12 protein-coding genes are annotated in these 14,501 nt (G+C 66.7%); all 12 read left to right on the plus strand.

Annotated elements, in window-relative coordinates; genetic code table 11:
* The first annotated feature begins 11 nt into the window (after positions 1–11).
* The 12 genes from G0Q01_RS09265 to G0Q01_RS09320 all read left to right on the plus strand — a co-directional run bounded on the left by G0Q01_RS09265 (position 12) and on the right by G0Q01_RS09320 (position 14,264).
* Positions 12–1,586: a hydantoinase/oxoprolinase family protein gene (locus G0Q01_RS09265; RefSeq protein ID WP_164192480.1), complete on the plus strand. Its 1,575-nt coding sequence runs from the start codon at positions 12–14 to the stop codon at positions 1,584–1,586.
* Positions 1,579–2,709 (plus strand): DUF917 domain-containing protein, encoded by a 1,131-nt coding sequence (locus G0Q01_RS09270; protein ID WP_164192483.1) that lies wholly within the window; start codon positions 1,579–1,581, stop codon positions 2,707–2,709. Before G0Q01_RS09265 ends, G0Q01_RS09270 begins: the two co-directional genes overlap by 8 nt.
* 32 nt (positions 2,710–2,741) lie before the next feature.
* Positions 2,742–4,334 carry an ABC transporter substrate-binding protein gene (locus G0Q01_RS09275; protein WP_164192486.1) on the plus strand — a complete coding sequence of 531 codons (1,593 nt, stop codon included), beginning with the start codon at positions 2,742–2,744 and terminating at the stop codon, positions 4,332–4,334.
* A 75-nt stretch (positions 4,335–4,409) separates the two neighbouring features.
* Positions 4,410–5,486, plus strand: coding sequence for a DUF917 domain-containing protein (locus G0Q01_RS09280; protein ID WP_164192488.1), 1,077 nt, complete (start codon positions 4,410–4,412; stop codon positions 5,484–5,486).
* The gene (locus tag G0Q01_RS09285) at positions 5,483–7,021 is read left to right on the plus strand and encodes a hydantoinase/oxoprolinase N-terminal domain-containing protein (RefSeq protein ID WP_164192490.1); all 1,539 of its coding nucleotides are present in this window, start codon (positions 5,483–5,485) and stop codon (positions 7,019–7,021) included. Before G0Q01_RS09280 ends, G0Q01_RS09285 begins: the two co-directional genes overlap by 4 nt.
* 73 nt (positions 7,022–7,094) lie before the next feature.
* Positions 7,095–8,054: an isoaspartyl peptidase/L-asparaginase family protein gene (locus tag G0Q01_RS09290; protein ID WP_164192493.1), complete on the plus strand. Its 960-nt coding sequence runs from the start codon at positions 7,095–7,097 to the stop codon at positions 8,052–8,054.
* 5 nt (positions 8,055–8,059) lie between these two features.
* The gene (locus G0Q01_RS09295) at positions 8,060–9,082 is read left to right on the plus strand and encodes a dipeptidase (RefSeq protein ID WP_164192700.1); all 1,023 of its coding nucleotides are present in this window, start codon (positions 8,060–8,062) and stop codon (positions 9,080–9,082) included.
* Between the two features lie 194 nt (positions 9,083–9,276).
* On the plus strand, positions 9,277–10,314 hold the full coding sequence (locus tag G0Q01_RS09300; protein WP_164192495.1) for a zinc-dependent alcohol dehydrogenase family protein: 1,038 nt from the start codon (positions 9,277–9,279) through the stop codon (positions 10,312–10,314).
* Positions 10,315–11,185: 871 nt separating this feature from the next.
* Positions 11,186–11,743, plus strand: coding sequence for a sigma-70 family RNA polymerase sigma factor (locus tag G0Q01_RS09305; protein ID WP_164213303.1), 558 nt, complete (start codon positions 11,186–11,188; stop codon positions 11,741–11,743).
* Positions 11,740–12,432, plus strand: a complete 693-nt coding sequence (locus G0Q01_RS09310) for an anti-sigma factor domain-containing protein (protein WP_164192500.1) — start codon at positions 11,740–11,742, stop codon at positions 12,430–12,432. Before G0Q01_RS09305 ends, G0Q01_RS09310 begins: the two co-directional genes overlap by 4 nt.
* Positions 12,433–12,532: 100 nt before the next feature.
* Positions 12,533–13,096 carry a fasciclin domain-containing protein gene (locus G0Q01_RS09315; RefSeq protein WP_164192504.1) on the plus strand — a complete coding sequence of 188 codons (564 nt, stop codon included), beginning with the start codon at positions 12,533–12,535 and terminating at the stop codon, positions 13,094–13,096.
* 361 nt (positions 13,097–13,457) lie between these two features.
* Positions 13,458–14,264, plus strand: a complete 807-nt coding sequence (locus G0Q01_RS09320) for a DUF4394 domain-containing protein (RefSeq protein WP_164192509.1) — start codon at positions 13,458–13,460, stop codon at positions 14,262–14,264.
* The last annotated feature ends 237 nt before the right edge of the window (positions 14,265–14,501 follow it).

Below are 14,501 nucleotides of genomic sequence, written 5' to 3' on the forward strand. Positions count from 1 at the left end.
AGGAGCCTTTGGTGTATCGCGTAGGAATTGACGTAGGCGGCACGAATACCGATGCCGTCGTGCTGAAGGGCAATGAGGTCCTTGCAGGGATCAAGGCTTCGACCACCGAGGACGTGACCTCGGGCGTGTTCGAGGCGCTGGAGCAGGTGATCGCGGCTTCGGGCATCGACCGCGCCCGTATCGGTGCGGTGATGATCGGCACCACCCATTTCACCAATGCGGTGATCGAGCGCCGGCATCTCGACCCGGTGGCCGCCATCCGCCTCGGCCTGCCTTCGGGCGCGGGTCTGCCGCCGATGGTCGACTGGCCCGAAGACATCCGCGAGATGGTCGGCAATCACGGCTATCAGGTGAAGGGCGGCTACGAGTTCGACGGCCGTGTGCTGTCGCCGCTTGATGAAAACGAAATCCGCAGGATCGCCGGTGAAATCCGCGCGAAGGGCATCCGGGCGGCCTCGGTCACCGGGGTCTTCTCCGGCGTGAACGACACGATGGAGCTGCGCACCCGCGACATCCTGCTCGAAGAATGCCCCGGCCTCAGCGTGGTGCTGTCGCGCGACATCGGCCGTCACGGCCTGCTGGCGCGGGAAAGCGCCGCAATCATGAACGCCTCGCTGCTGCGGCTGGCGGACAAGACGGTGCAGGCCTTTGGCCACGCGCTGGAGCAGGCGGGCGTGAAGGCACCTTTCTTCATCACCCAGAACGACGGCACGCTGATGGCCGCAGACACGGTCCGCGCCTTCCCAGTGCTGACCTTCGCCTCGGGCCCCACCAATTCGATGCGCGGCGCCGCCTTCCTGACCGGCCTCAAGGAGGCGATCGTGGTCGACGTGGGCGGCACCACCTCGGACGTCGGCGCGCTGTCGCACGGCTTCCCCCGGCAGGCCTCGACCTCGGTGGACATCGGCGGGGTCCGCACGAACTTCCGCATGCCCGACGTCTTCTCCATCGGCCTCGGTGGCGGCTCGCTGGTGAAAGGAGCCCCCGAGAGCGTGGTGATCGGCCCGCAGTCCGTCGGCTACCGTGTCCGCCAGGAGGCGCTGGTCTTCGGCGGCCAGACCCTGACCGCGACAGACATCGCCGTGGCCACCGGCAAGGCCGAGATCGGCGATGCCGCGCTGCTGGCGAGCCTCGATCCCGCGCTGGTCGCGGCGGCGGCGGCCCGTATGACCGAGATGTTCGAAACCTGCGTCGAGCGAGCGCGCATCTCGGCCGAGCCGGTGCCGGTGATCGCGGTCGGCGGCGGCTCGGTGCTGATGCCCGACCAGATCGGCGATCTGAAGGTGATCCGTCCCGAGAACTTCGCCGTGGCCAACGCGGTGGGCGCGGCGATCGCGCAGATCTCGGGCGAGACCGACCGGATCTTCAGCCTGACCGATGGCGTCACCCGCGACAGCGCTCTGGCCGAGGCCGAGGCGGAAGCCCGGGCCCAAGCCATCGCCGCCGGGGCCGTCGCCGAGACAATCGAGGTGATCGAGCGCGAGGACATGCCCCTCGCCTACCTGCCCGGCAATGCCACCCGCATCCACGTGAAGGTCGTGGGTGAGATGGGTGCCCTCGCAGAAATGGAAGTCGAAAATGCCTGATACCCGTGAGCTGACCTACGATCCCGCCGACCTGTGGGAGCTGACACTCGACGATCTCGAGGCGCTGGAAGTCGGTGCCGGGATCCTCGGCACCGGTGGCGGCGGCAACCCCTACCAGGGCAAGCTGCTGACCCGCGAGGCGATGAAGGCGGGTTACAAGATGACCATCCTCTCCACGGAAAAGATCGCCGATGACGCGCTGTGCATGTCCATCGGCGGCATCGGCGCACCGGTGGTGGGCACCGAGCGGATCCGCGAAGGCCGCGAGGGGCTGCGCTGCCTGCAGGGCATGGAAGAGCTCACCGGTCGCAAGATGGACGCCATCGTCTGCGAGGAGATCGGCGGCGCCAACTCGATGAACCCGCTGGTCACGGCGGCACTCGGAGGCCTGCCGGTTCTGGATTGTGACGGCATGGGCCGGGCCTTCCCCGAGATGCAGATGACCACCTTCTCGATCTACGGCCACAGCTCGACCCCTTCGGTGATGTGCGACCTGCACGGCAACCGCGTGGTCTTCCAGCACGCGGTCTCCGAGGTGTTCCACGAGCGCATGGCACGGGCCTGCGTGGTGGCGCAGGGCGGGGCGGCCATGCTGGCCACGGCCCCGATGCCGGCGAGCTTCGTGCGCCAGAATGCCATCCCCCAGAGCTACACCAAGGCAATCCGCCTCGGGCGGGCGGTGCTGGACGCGCGCCGCAACGGCGACGATCCGGTCGCGACGGTCTGCGCGCTGGAAGGCGGGCGGCACGTCTTCACCGGCAAGATCACCGATCTGAAGCGCCACCTGCGCGGCGGCTTCGCCGTGGGCGATCTCGAGCTTGGCGGCTTCGACGACTTCCAGGGCCAGACCGCCAGCATCGCGATCCAGAACGAGTTCCTGATCTTCCGCCGCGAGGGAGAGGTCGAAGTGACAGTGCCCGACCTCATCATCGTGCTGGACGTGGACACCGGCTACCCGATCACCACCGAGATGCTGCGCTACGGCCAGCGCATCGCCGTGCTCGCCGTGCCCTGCCACGACCTGCTGCGCTCCGCGCGGGCGCTCGATGTGGTCGGCCCCGCCGCTTTTGGCTACCCCGAGATCCCCTTCGCGCCGCTTGCCCCGCTGGGACAGGCCGCCTGAGACAAAGAAGAAAACCCAACAGGAGTACAACAATGTCCATTCTGGCAAAGAAACGCGGGCTTTCGGCCCTCGCTCTGGCAGCCGTGCTCGGCCTCGGTGCCGCACCCGCCGCCATGGCGCAGGAAAAGGTGTCGACCGTGGTCAACACCATGCAGATCTTCAGCTCGCTCGATCCGGCGAAGGTCACCGACTACACCGGCTACATGGCGGTGGTGAACATGTACGACGGTCTGACCACCGTCGCCCCCTCGGGCGAGATCGTGCCGCATCTGGCGAAATCCTGGGACATCTCCGAGGACGGTCGGACCTACACCTTCCACCTGCGTGACGACGTGACCTTCCAGGACGGCTCGGCGCTGAGCGCCTCCGATGCGGTCTGGTCGATCCAGCGCCTGCTGAAGATCAACAAGGGGCCGTCGAACCTGCTCGTCGACCTGATCGATCCCGCCAACGTCACCGCGCCCGACGCGACGACGGTCGAGATCAAGCTGAACCGCCCGTTCTCGCCCTTCCTTGCCTCCACCCCGATCCTGCTGGTGCTGAACCAGAAGCTGGTCGAGGCAAATGCGACGGCGGATGACGCGCTCGGCGAAGCCTATGTTGGCGACAACTCGGTGGGTTCGGGCCCGTATTCGCTGGTCAGCTACAACCGCTCGGCGGACATGGTGATCGCGCGCAACCCCGACTACTTCCTCGGGTGGGACAAGGGCACACCGATCGACGAAGTGCGCTTCGTTCAGACATCGGACGACGCCACGGTGCGCGCGCTGGCGGAAAAGGGCGAGCTGGGCCTGTCGTCGCACGGGCTGGGCAACGACACGTTTGACTCCATCGGCAACATGCCGGGCTACAAGCTGCTGCAGACCCGCACCGCCGGCGGCTTCCAGATCAAGCTGAACACCAAGGTCTACCCGACCGACGACGTGCACGTGCGCCGCGCCATCGCCTATGCGACCGACTACGAGACCATCCAGGAGATCATCTACCCGGGCGTGCCGATGCACGGCCCGCTCTCGGACACCTTCGAGGCCGCGTTCAACACCGAGATCCCGACCGGCGTCTACGACCTGGAGAAGGCCAAGGAAGAGCTCGCGAAATCCAAATACGCGGGCGAGGACATCACGCTGGTCAACAGCTACGTCGCCTCGCTGGCCTTCGAGCAGGAAGTGGCGCTGCTGATGCAGGCCAACCTCGCGCAGATCGGCATCACGCTCGACATCCGGCCCGAGCCCTGGAACCGCATCGTCGAACTGGCATCGAACCCCGACACCACCCCGGCCTCGACGCAGGTGAACGTGAGCCCGAGCTACCCGTCGCCGGATTCGATGTTCTTCAACCAGTACCACTCCAAGGCCTCGGGCACTTGGTGGTCGATGGCATGGCTGCAAGATCCGGAAATCGACGCGCTGATCGACCAGTCGCGCGCGCAGACCGACCCGGCCGAAATCAACGCCACCTACAAGGAACTGCAGCAGTCGATCTACGACCTGCAGACCTCGGTCTGGGCCGTGGCCCCGATGCGCCGCTACGCGGCCAATGCCTGCCTGCAGGGCTACGAGTTCCGTCCCATGCAGAGCTGGGATCTGAACTTCTGGAATTTCACCTGGGAATGCCCGTCGAACTGATCGGTCGCGATCCCTTTGAAACAGCCCGGTCCCGCAGCGCGCGGGGCCGGCACAAGCAACGCCCAAGGTGGACAGATGCTCCAGGAATTTCCGGAAGAGAATATTGAATCCCTCGCGACCGGCGCGTGGATTCTGGGTACGGGCGGCGGCGGCAACCCCTATCTTTCAACGCTGAACCTCCGCCGCCTCTACGCCGAGGGTGCGCGGGTCCAGGTCCTGCAGCCCAGCGAGCTGGCGGACGACGACATGGTCGCGGTGGTCTCGGGCATGGGCGCTCCGCTGGTCGGCCAGGAACGGCTGAAGGATCCGCGGCACATGGCCCGGGCGGTCGAGCTGATGGAAGACTACCTCGGCCGTCCGTTCCGGGCGATCATGGCGCTGGAGATCGGCGGCGCCAACGCGCTCTCGCCATTCCTTGCCGCCGCGCTGCTGGGCCGTCCGGTGGTCAACGCCGACTGCATGGGCCGCGCCTACCCCGAGGCGCAGATGACCTCCTTCGCGATCGGCGGGCTGTCGATGTTCCCGCTGTCGCTGGTGGACGTGCGCGACAACGAGGTGATCGTCACCCGCGCCGAAAGCTGGAAATGGATGGAGAAGGTCTCGCGCGCGGTCTGCACCGCCGTGGGCTCGACCGCCGCGACCTGCAAGGCACCCCGCACCGGCCGCGAGGTCAAGGACTGGGGCATCCACCACACCATTACCCAGGCGACCGAGCTTGGCCGCGTCGTGCTCGAGGCCCGCGCCCGCCACGACGATCCGGTCGCTGCCGTGTTGGACCATGCCAAGGGCAAGCAGATCTTCCGCGGCAAGATCGTCGACGTGGACCGCACCACCACCGGCGGCTTCCTGCGCGGCAAGACCGTGATCGAGGGCATCGACACGGATCGCGGCGCGACGCTCGAGCTGGCGTTCCAGAACGAATGGGCGGTGGCCTTCCGCAATGGCGCGCCCGTCGCCATGACGCCGGACCTGCTGTGCCTGCTCGACAGCGTGTCGGGAAGCGCCATCGGCACCGAATCCGTGCGTTACGGCCAGCGCGTGAGTGTGGTGGCGCTCCCGGCTCCCGAGATCCTCACGACGCCCGCGGGCGTGGCGGCGGTCGGTCCGCGCGCTTTCGGCTATGACATTGACTTCAAATCGGTATTCAAATGAAGCGTATTGGCATTGACGTCGGCGGCACCAATACGGATGCCGTGCTGATCGATGGCGACAAGATCACCGCCTCGATCAAGGTTCCCACCACGCAGGACGTGATGTCGGGCGTGAAAGCCGCGCTCGCGCATGTCGCTGCGCATATCGGCGACACGCCGCGTCCGCTTGACGCGGTGATGATCGGCACGACCCATTTCACCAATGCCGTGGTGGAGCGCGCGCGGCTCGAGCGCGTAGCGGCGATCCGCATCGCCCTGCCCACCGGCGCGTCGCTGCCGCCGATGTGCGACTGGCCCGAGGATCTGTATCGCGCGGTCGATCCGATGATCTTCATGGTGCACGGCGGGCACGAATATGACGGCAGCCCGCTGGTGCCGCTGCGCGAGGACGAGATCCGCGAGGCCGCGATGAAGATCCGCGACGCCGGGGTGACCTCGGTGGCGATCTCCGCCACCTTCTCGCCGCTGACCACCGAATGCGAGGACCGCGCGGCCGAGATCGTGCGCTTGATCATCCCCGAGGCGCGGATCACCCTGTCGAACAGCCTTGGCCGGATCGGTCTGCTGGAACGCGAGAACGTCGCGCTGCTGAACGCGGCACTGCAGTCGCTCGGCAAGACCACGGTGCAGGCCTTCAAGACGGCGCTCGCCGAGATCGGCCTCGATGCGCCCTTCTTCCTGACCCAGAACGACGGCACCGTGGCTCTGGCCGATGTGGCGGCGGCGAACCCTGTGTTCAGCTTCGCCTCGGGCCCGACCAACTCGATGCGCGGGGCGGCCTTCTTGACCGGGCTCAGCGATGCGATGGTGGTCGACGTCGGCGGCACGACCTCGGACATCGGCTGCCTGATCGGGGGCTTCCCGCGCGAGGCCAACAACATCGTGCATATCGGCGGTGTGCGGACCTTGTTCCGGATGCCAGACTTGCTGCCCATCGCGCTTGGCGGTGGCACGGTCGTCGATCCCGAGACCGGCGCCATCGGCCCGCGCTCGGTGGGCTATCGCATCCTGCAGGAAGCCCGGGTCTTCGGGGGCCAGACGCTGACCACCTCGGACATCGCGGTGGCCGCCGGGATGATCGAGATGGGCGACCCGTCGCTGGTCAGCGACCTCGATCCGACCTTCGTGCAGGACACGCTTGCCCGGATGCGCGCCATGGTGGCCGAGAACTTCGACCAGATGAAGACCTCGGCCGAGGACGTGCCGTTGATCGCGGTCGGTGGCGGTGCCTTCCTGATCCCCGACGAGGTGCCCGGCGCCTCCGAGGTGCTGCGGGTCGAGAATGCCGGCGTCGCCAATGCGCTCGGCGCGGCCATGGCGCAGGTGTCGGGCGAGGTCGACCAGGTGTTTTCGGACATGACCCGCGAGCAGGCGCTGGCGGCAGCCGAGACCGAGGCGCGCGCCGCGGCGGTCGCCGCCGGTGCCGATGCCGCGAGCCTGCAGGTTCTCGAGATCGAGGACATCCCCATCGCCTACCTGCCCGGCGGCGCGCGGCGCGTGCGGGTGCGGGTGATCGGTGATATCTCCTTTGGCTGACGCCTTGGCTAAGGTTTGAGCCGCCCAGGCGATGATGCCCCGGGCGGCTCTGCATGAAGACAGGAAGACGACCATGACGACGATTGCACTGGCCATTCACGGGGGCTGCGGCGTGCTGCCCCTCGACAGCATGAGCACGGAAGACTGGGCCGAGGCCCGGCGGGATCTGGCGCGCGCGCTCGCCGCGGGCTGGGCGGAACTGACGGAAGGCGGCTCTGCGGTCGCTGCGGTGGAAGCCGCCGTCGTCGTCATGGAAGACAGCCCGCATTTCAACGCCGGACACGGCGCGGCGCTGAACGAGGACGGCATCCACGAGCTCGATGCCTCGATCATGGACGGGGCCACGCTGGAGGCAGGCGCCGTCAGCGCGGCACGTGGCATCCGCAACCCGGTGCGCGCGGCGCGCGCGCTGATGCAGGACGGTCGGGCAGTCTTCCTGACCGGTATTGCGGCTGACAATTTTGCCGCCGGCTCGGGCCTCGAGGTCATGCCGCAGGACTATTTCACCACCGACAAGCGCGTCGAGGCGCTGGCGGCGATGAAGGCGCATGCCGCCGCCGGGACCGAGGCGACCGAGAACGAGAAGCACGGCACGGTCGGCGCGGTGGCGCTCGATGGGGCAGGGCACCTCGCGGCGGCCACCTCGACCGGGGGCTACACCAACAAGCCCGCCGGCAGAGTCGGCGACAGCCCGGTGATCGGCGCCGGCACCTACGCCCGCGACGGGGTCTGCGCCGTCTCCGGAACCGGCAAGGGCGAGTTCTTCATCCGGCACGTGGTCGGGCACGAGATCGCGGCGCGCATGGCCTATCTGCGCGAAGACGTCCGCACGGCGGCCGAGCACGTGGTGCACGTGGACCTCTCGGCCTCGTCGCAGACCACCGGGATCGTCGGTGCGGGGCTGGTGGCGCTGGACGCCTCGGGTCAGGTCAGCACGCCGTTCAACACCGCTGGCATGTTCCGCGGTTGGGTCACCCCCGAGGGCCGGGCCTTCGTGGCGACCCACCAGGACGTCCACGAGGTGCAGCTGTGAGCGAGATGATCCCCGTCTTCGACGGCCACAACGACGTGCTTTCGAAACTGCTGCGCGCCCGTGACGGAGCCGAGGCCCGCTTCCTGACCGGCGCGCCGGGCATGCAGATCGACCTGCCCCGGGCGCAGGCCTCGCAGTTCGCGGGCGGGCTCTGCGCGGTCTGGGTGAGCACCGACGATCAGACGCCGGACGAAAACGGCGACCTGCCACGCGTGCCGCAGGCGTCGGCGCTGCAGCAGACCCTCGCTCAGGCCGCGCTGCTTCATCGCATCGTGCGCCAGTCGGACGGCGCCGTCACGCTCTGCCGCAGCGCTGCCGATATTCGTCGTGCCATGGCCGAGGGCAGCTTTGCTGCCGTGTTCCACATCGAGGGCATCGAGGCAGCGACCGAAGATCTCGACCTGCTGCATGTTCTGCATGCTGCTGGCTTGCGCACGCTGGGCCCGGTCTGGAGCCGCCCCAACATCTTTGCCCATGGCGTGCCCTTCGTGATGGGGCACGAGCCCGACATTGGTGGCGGGCTCACCCCTGCGGGGAAGGATCTTGTGCGGCTCTGTAACGAGCTGGGGATCCTCGTCGACCTGTCGCACCTCAACGACGCCGGGTTCTGGGATGTCGCCCGGACTTCCGATGCGCCGCTGGTCGCCTCTCATTCGAACGCCTTCGCGCTCTGCCCGCACAGCCGCAATGCAACGGACAGGCAACTGGATGCGATCCGCGAGACCGGCGGGCTGATCGGGCTGAATTTCGGGGTGCGCTTCCTTCATCCCGAAGGGGTCCGCGATCCCGAGATGGGCTTTGATGTCATGGTGCGGCACATCGACTACCTCGTCGAGCGTGTCGGCATCGACCACGTGGGCCTCGGCTCGGATTTCGACGGCACCTTCATGTCGCGGCGGATCGGCGATGTGGCCGGCGTTCAGCGCCTGCTGGAGGCTCTGCGCGCGGCAGGCTATGGCGAAGAGGAACTTGCGAAGATCGCCCACCGCAACTGGATCGCGACGCTGGAGCGTACCTGGGGGCGGTGATCCCGGATCACGCTCCGAAACCCACCTTGAGCCCGCCGCTGGAGACGCGGCGGGCGGGCCGCGAGCTCTTTTCGTCGCAGCGCAATTGCTGCAAGACATCCGAGCGGGATCGGAACTGGCAGCCAGGCTCTCCTCCACGCCGCCGTGCGCGCGACCTATGAACGCAAAGTACGCAAAAGCTGAAAGACCCTGCGATGAAAGCCGTCTTGTTCGAGAAATTCCAGGAAGCCCCGAAGCTGGTCACCGTCGATGATCCTGCCCCGCACACGCATGGCGTCGTGCTCAAGGTCAGGGCCACCGGGGTGTGCCGCAGCGACTGGCATGGCTGGATGGGCCACGACAGCGACATCGAGCTGCCGCATGTTCCCGGGCACGAACTGGCGGGCGTGGTCGAGGCCGTGGGCAAGGATGTCGTCACCTGGAAGGTGGGCGACAAGGTGACCGTCCCGTTCATCTGTGGCTGCGGCAGCTGTTCGGAGTGCCACGCGGGGCAGCAGCAGGTGTGCCTGCACCAGGAGCAGCCGGGATTCACCCACTGGGGGTCCTTCGCCGAATATGTTGGCATTCACCAAGCGGACCTGAACCTCGTGGCGCTGCCCGAGACCATGGATTTTGCGACCGCGGCGAGCCTCGGCTGTCGCTTCGCGACCTCCTTCCGGGCAGTGATCGACCAGGGCAAGGTCAGCGCCGGGCAATGGGTGGCTGTTCACGGCTGCGGCGGGGTCGGCCTCTCGGCGGTGATGATCGCAGCGGCGGTGGGCGCAAACGTCATCGGCGTCGATCTCGACCCGGCCAAGCTGGCGCTGGCCAAGGATCTTGGTGCCGTGGCCGTCATCGACGGTGCCGAGGCGGATGTGCCTGGGGCAATCCGCGAGATCACGCGCGGCGGCGCGCATGTTTCGCTCGATGCGCTCGGTCACCCGGTGACCATGACCAATTCCATCCTCTGCCTGCGCCCGCGCGGCAAGCACGTGCAGGTCGGGCTGATGCTCGGCGAGCACGCGGCGCCCGCGGTGCCCATGCCCAAGATCGTCGGCCAGGAGATCGAATTGCTCGGCTCTCACGGAATGCAGGCGCATCGCTATGGGGCGATGCTGGACATGGTCGCCAGCGGCAAGCTGGACCCGGCGCGGCTGGTGGGGGAGCAGATCAGCCTTGCCGATGCCCCCGAGGCGCTGATGACCATGGACAAGTTCCGATCCGTCGGGGCGACGGTCATCACGCGGTTCTGACACAGAGCGCGTGCGTTGGGCGAGACACCTCCGCGCTGTGCAAATCGCAAGCCGCGTCGACGACCTTTCCACAGGACAGGCGCGGCAACGAAGTGGCGCTTGTGCGCCTCCTGCGAAGGGCAGGGACTCGCCCGAGCATCAATCCGAGGCGGCGTCCAAGCCATGCATGGTCCAGGAGATCGGAGAGTCAGCTTCGGGAGCTGGTTGTCCGTGGTGGGAGGGCATCGTTGTTGGAAGAACCCGTGTTCCGTCCAACCTCGTCAGTGGTCCCAGCGTCATTATAGTTGCCGGGATCGAAGTCCTCAGGGTCAAACCCCTCATCCTCCTCGCCGATCCCTGTGACGTAGGAGGTGCCCGTCTCTTCATCAAACACGAGGCCATAGGTCGCGCGGCCCTCCGATTTATATCGCAAGTACTCGTGGACGCCCGCGTAGACGAACGCGAGCACGAAGGGCGTCAGGATCAGGGCGGCCAGCAGATGAGCGTCTATGGTGGTCCTCCATTCAGAATTATTTGCAAGACAGGACACGCCAGTCGGCGCGCCAATGTGAACATAGCATCATTTGGAACCGAATTCGAACTCCGGTCGATGGGGCCTGCCCGAGGGGGCGGCTTGGGCGCGGCGATCTTATCGCTCTCTGTTCGGACGTCTTGAAGGCCCGATGCTTTGCGCGCTTGGCCTAGAGCGTTGGCGATACGACGCGCGTCCGGGATCAGGACCTGCTCGGAAGGGCCTGAAACTTGCGGCGGGAAAGACTTCGTCCTTTCGGTCTGACTTGCAGGCATCTCGCGGCGGCGGTGGCCATCATTTTCGTTTTCCTTGACATTCGGCCGCTTTGGCAGGCGTTCTGGCCCAAGACGAGGGGGACCCATGACCGAGGAACCGCTGGCTGACGTCCTCTTGCGCATGGCGCAGGGGGAGCGGGCCGCGCTGCGCAACCTCTATTCCGAAGCCGGCCCGAAACTTTTCGGGGTCTGTCTTCGTATGCTCAAGGACAGGGCCGAAGCGGAAGACGCGTTGCAGGAGATCATGGTCAAGCTGTGGAGCAAGGCGCATCAGTTCGATCCCATGCGCGGCCAGCCGATGTCTTGGATTGTGACCGTCGCGCGCAACCATTGCCTCGATCGCCTGCGGTCGCGCAAGGCCGCGCTGCGACGCGAAGCCGCCGGCTCGAACGATGCGGCCATGTTTGAGGTTGCCGACGCCGGGCCCGGGCCGGAAACCCTCGTCGAGATGAAAGACGAGGCGCGGCGCATCGCCGATTGCCTCGCAACGCTCGACACGGACCGTGCGAGCGCCATTCGGAGTGCCTATCTTGACGGGCGCAGCTACGACGACATTGCGAGCACCTTCGGGATCCCGCTGAACACCCTGCGCAGCTGGCTGCATCGCGGCCTGCGCAAGCTCAAGGAGTGCATGGACGCATGACCGAAGACGAGACCCCCGATCTCGCGGCGGACTACGTGCTGGGGCTTGCCTCGGCCGAGGATCGCGCGCGGGCCGAGGACCGGATCATCCGCGATCCGGCCTTCGCGCGGGAGGTCGAGATGTGGCAGGCGCGCTTCTCGGAGTTGAACGTCGAGTTCGCGGCGATTGAGCCACCTTCCGCCGTGCTGGACCGAGCCGAACACAGGCTTTTCGGGGCGCCCCCGCCGCAGCGCGGCGGCGTGTTTGGCTGGCTGCGTCGGGCAGCCATTGGCCGGGACGGGTCCGGGGTCGGCGAGCAGAGACGTGGAATTTCGGTTCTTCTCGGGCTGGCCGTGGCCGCGGTTGTGGCGCTCGTAGCGATCTGGGGCGTGCCCCTGTACCGACCCGGCACCCATCTGGCAGAGCTCACCGCGCCGGACCTGCAGATCGCTGTCCGCGGCGACAGCCAAAGGCTGGTCTTTCGCCGCCTGTCCGATGCACCCGACCCCGAGGGGCGGTCCTATCAGCTGTGGCTGATCCGCGATGGACAGGTCGCCTCCCTCGGACTGCTCGCCCCGCGCACGACCGAGGTGAGCGCAGAGGTGCGCGCCGGCGATGTGCTGGCAGTCAGCCTCGAGCCGGCCGGGGGATCACCTGTGGCGGGCCCGAGCGGACCGGTGCTGGCAACAGCGCAGATTTCGAGCCTCTAGCGCGGCGGAAGTTTTTCCACCTCTTGGTGCAACGCGGCCAATCGCGCCTTCGTATCCTCTGCAGCCCCGGACGGAACCGGCGCATTCTGGAGGAAACACCATGACCAACATCAACCGCACCGCCGCACTCGCCCTCGGCCTCGTCGCGACCCTTGGCTTTACGGCCCCGACCTTTGCCGCAAACCCAATGGTCGGCGGCGCGCCGATGTACGAGTCCAAGACCATCGTCGAGAACGCGGTAAACTCCGCCGATCACACGACCTTGGTCGCCGCGGTTCAGGCCGCCGGCCTGGTCGAGACTCTTCAGGGCCCCGGCCCGTTCACGGTGTTCGCGCCGACAAACGCCGCCTTCGAGATGCTTCCGGCCGGAACGGTGGAGACACTGCTCAAGCCCGAAAACAAGGCGATGCTGACCAAGGTTCTAACGGCGCATGTGCTCGCCGGCGACTGGACCGCCGCGAAGATCGTGCAGAAGGCACGGGCGAGCTCGGACGGGCTGGCGAACTTCACCACCGTTTCGGGCGACGCGTTGTCCGCACGCATGAAGGACGGAATGCTCTATATCTACGATGAAAGTGGCACGGTTGCCCGGGTGACGATCGCCGATGTCGATCAGTCGAATGGTGTGATCCACGTGGTCGACCACGTGCTGGTGCCCAAGTAAGCGCGCCTAGGGCAATGGCGCCCGCGGCCTTATGCGTGTCGCGGGCGCATGCCCTCCTGCTTTTTGGCCAAACGGACAGGCCCGCGGCGCTCTTTCCTCGTCGCCGGAGGGCGAACGACGCCAGACCAACCGTGGCAAACGCTGTTGGACCCCGCCCGCTCCCTACGCGGCTTTCAACAATGCTCTTGCAGCCGGACATGCAACAGAGGCTTCAGGGCTCCGCGCAGCCGTGCGCCGGCAACTGGCCGAAGAAAGTCTCCGAAAAAAATCGGCACAGATGCATCCAAACGGGCCTGGGCCCGAGTCCTAGGGCTATCGAGCCTGCGGAATGGCCGCGCTCGCGACCTGAGGAGACTAAACGATGCACAAGACATTTTCCGCCCTGACCCTGCTGCTGACCACCTCTGCCGCCACCGGTGCGATGGCCGATGATCATGGCGCGATGACCGCGATCGGGCTCAGCGGAGACAAGATGCTGCACGTGATCGACACGAGCTCTGCCAAGGTGACGGAGTCCATGGAAGTCACCGGCGTCGACCGGCTTCTGGGCATCGACCTGCGCCCCTCGAACGGGCAGCTGATCGGCGTCACCGACAGTTTCGACATCGTCGAGATCGACCCCGAGACCGGGGCCGCCACCGTGATTTCGACCATGGACAAGGAGCTGCCGATCGAAGGCGATGCGCCGGTGATCGTCGACTTCAACCCGATGGCCGACAAGCTCCGCTTCATGTCGGGCACCACCAACCACCGCGTCGACATTGAAAGCGGTGCCGTGACCGTGGACGGCTCGCTGGCCTTCGAGGAGGTCGACATGCACGCGGGCGAGACCCCGGCCATCGTCGCTGCGGCCTATATCAACAGTTTCGGCAAGCCCGAGAGCACCGCGATGTATGACATCGACAGCACCATCGTCGCGCTGATCCAGCAGACCTCGCCCAATGATGGCACCCTAGCCGCGGTCGGCAAGTTGGGTATCGAGGGCGCGGATCACTATGCCTTCGATATCGCCACCGATGCCGAGGGCACCAACACCGCCTGGCTCGTGGCAGCGGGTCAGTTGCACACCGTCTCGCTCGAGGATGGCTCCGTGCAGGAAAGCTGGGATATCGAGGGCGCTGACGGCGCGATGCTGCGCGACATCACCTTCATGACCGCGGAGATGTGAGGCGTCTCGAGACGTTTATGTCGGGCGCAGGCTGCATGCCTGCGCCCGGCTCGAAGGGGTCACGCAAATCGGCAACGTCTCATCGCGCATCCCGCCCTGCCATCTTGTGCAAATTGACAGGCCCGCAAACGGTCTCTAGCCGTAGGTCCATCGCCGCAACGCAAGAGGGCGGCACAGGGAGAGCAGGTAGTCACGTGACGGATCATGCAGCCTTGATCAGGGCCTGCGCCGGGGGCG

It is taken from the genome of Salipiger sp. PrR007 (assembly GCF_010499845.1).
GTDB lineage: Bacteria > Pseudomonadota > Alphaproteobacteria > Rhodobacterales > Rhodobacteraceae > Salipiger > Salipiger pacificus_A.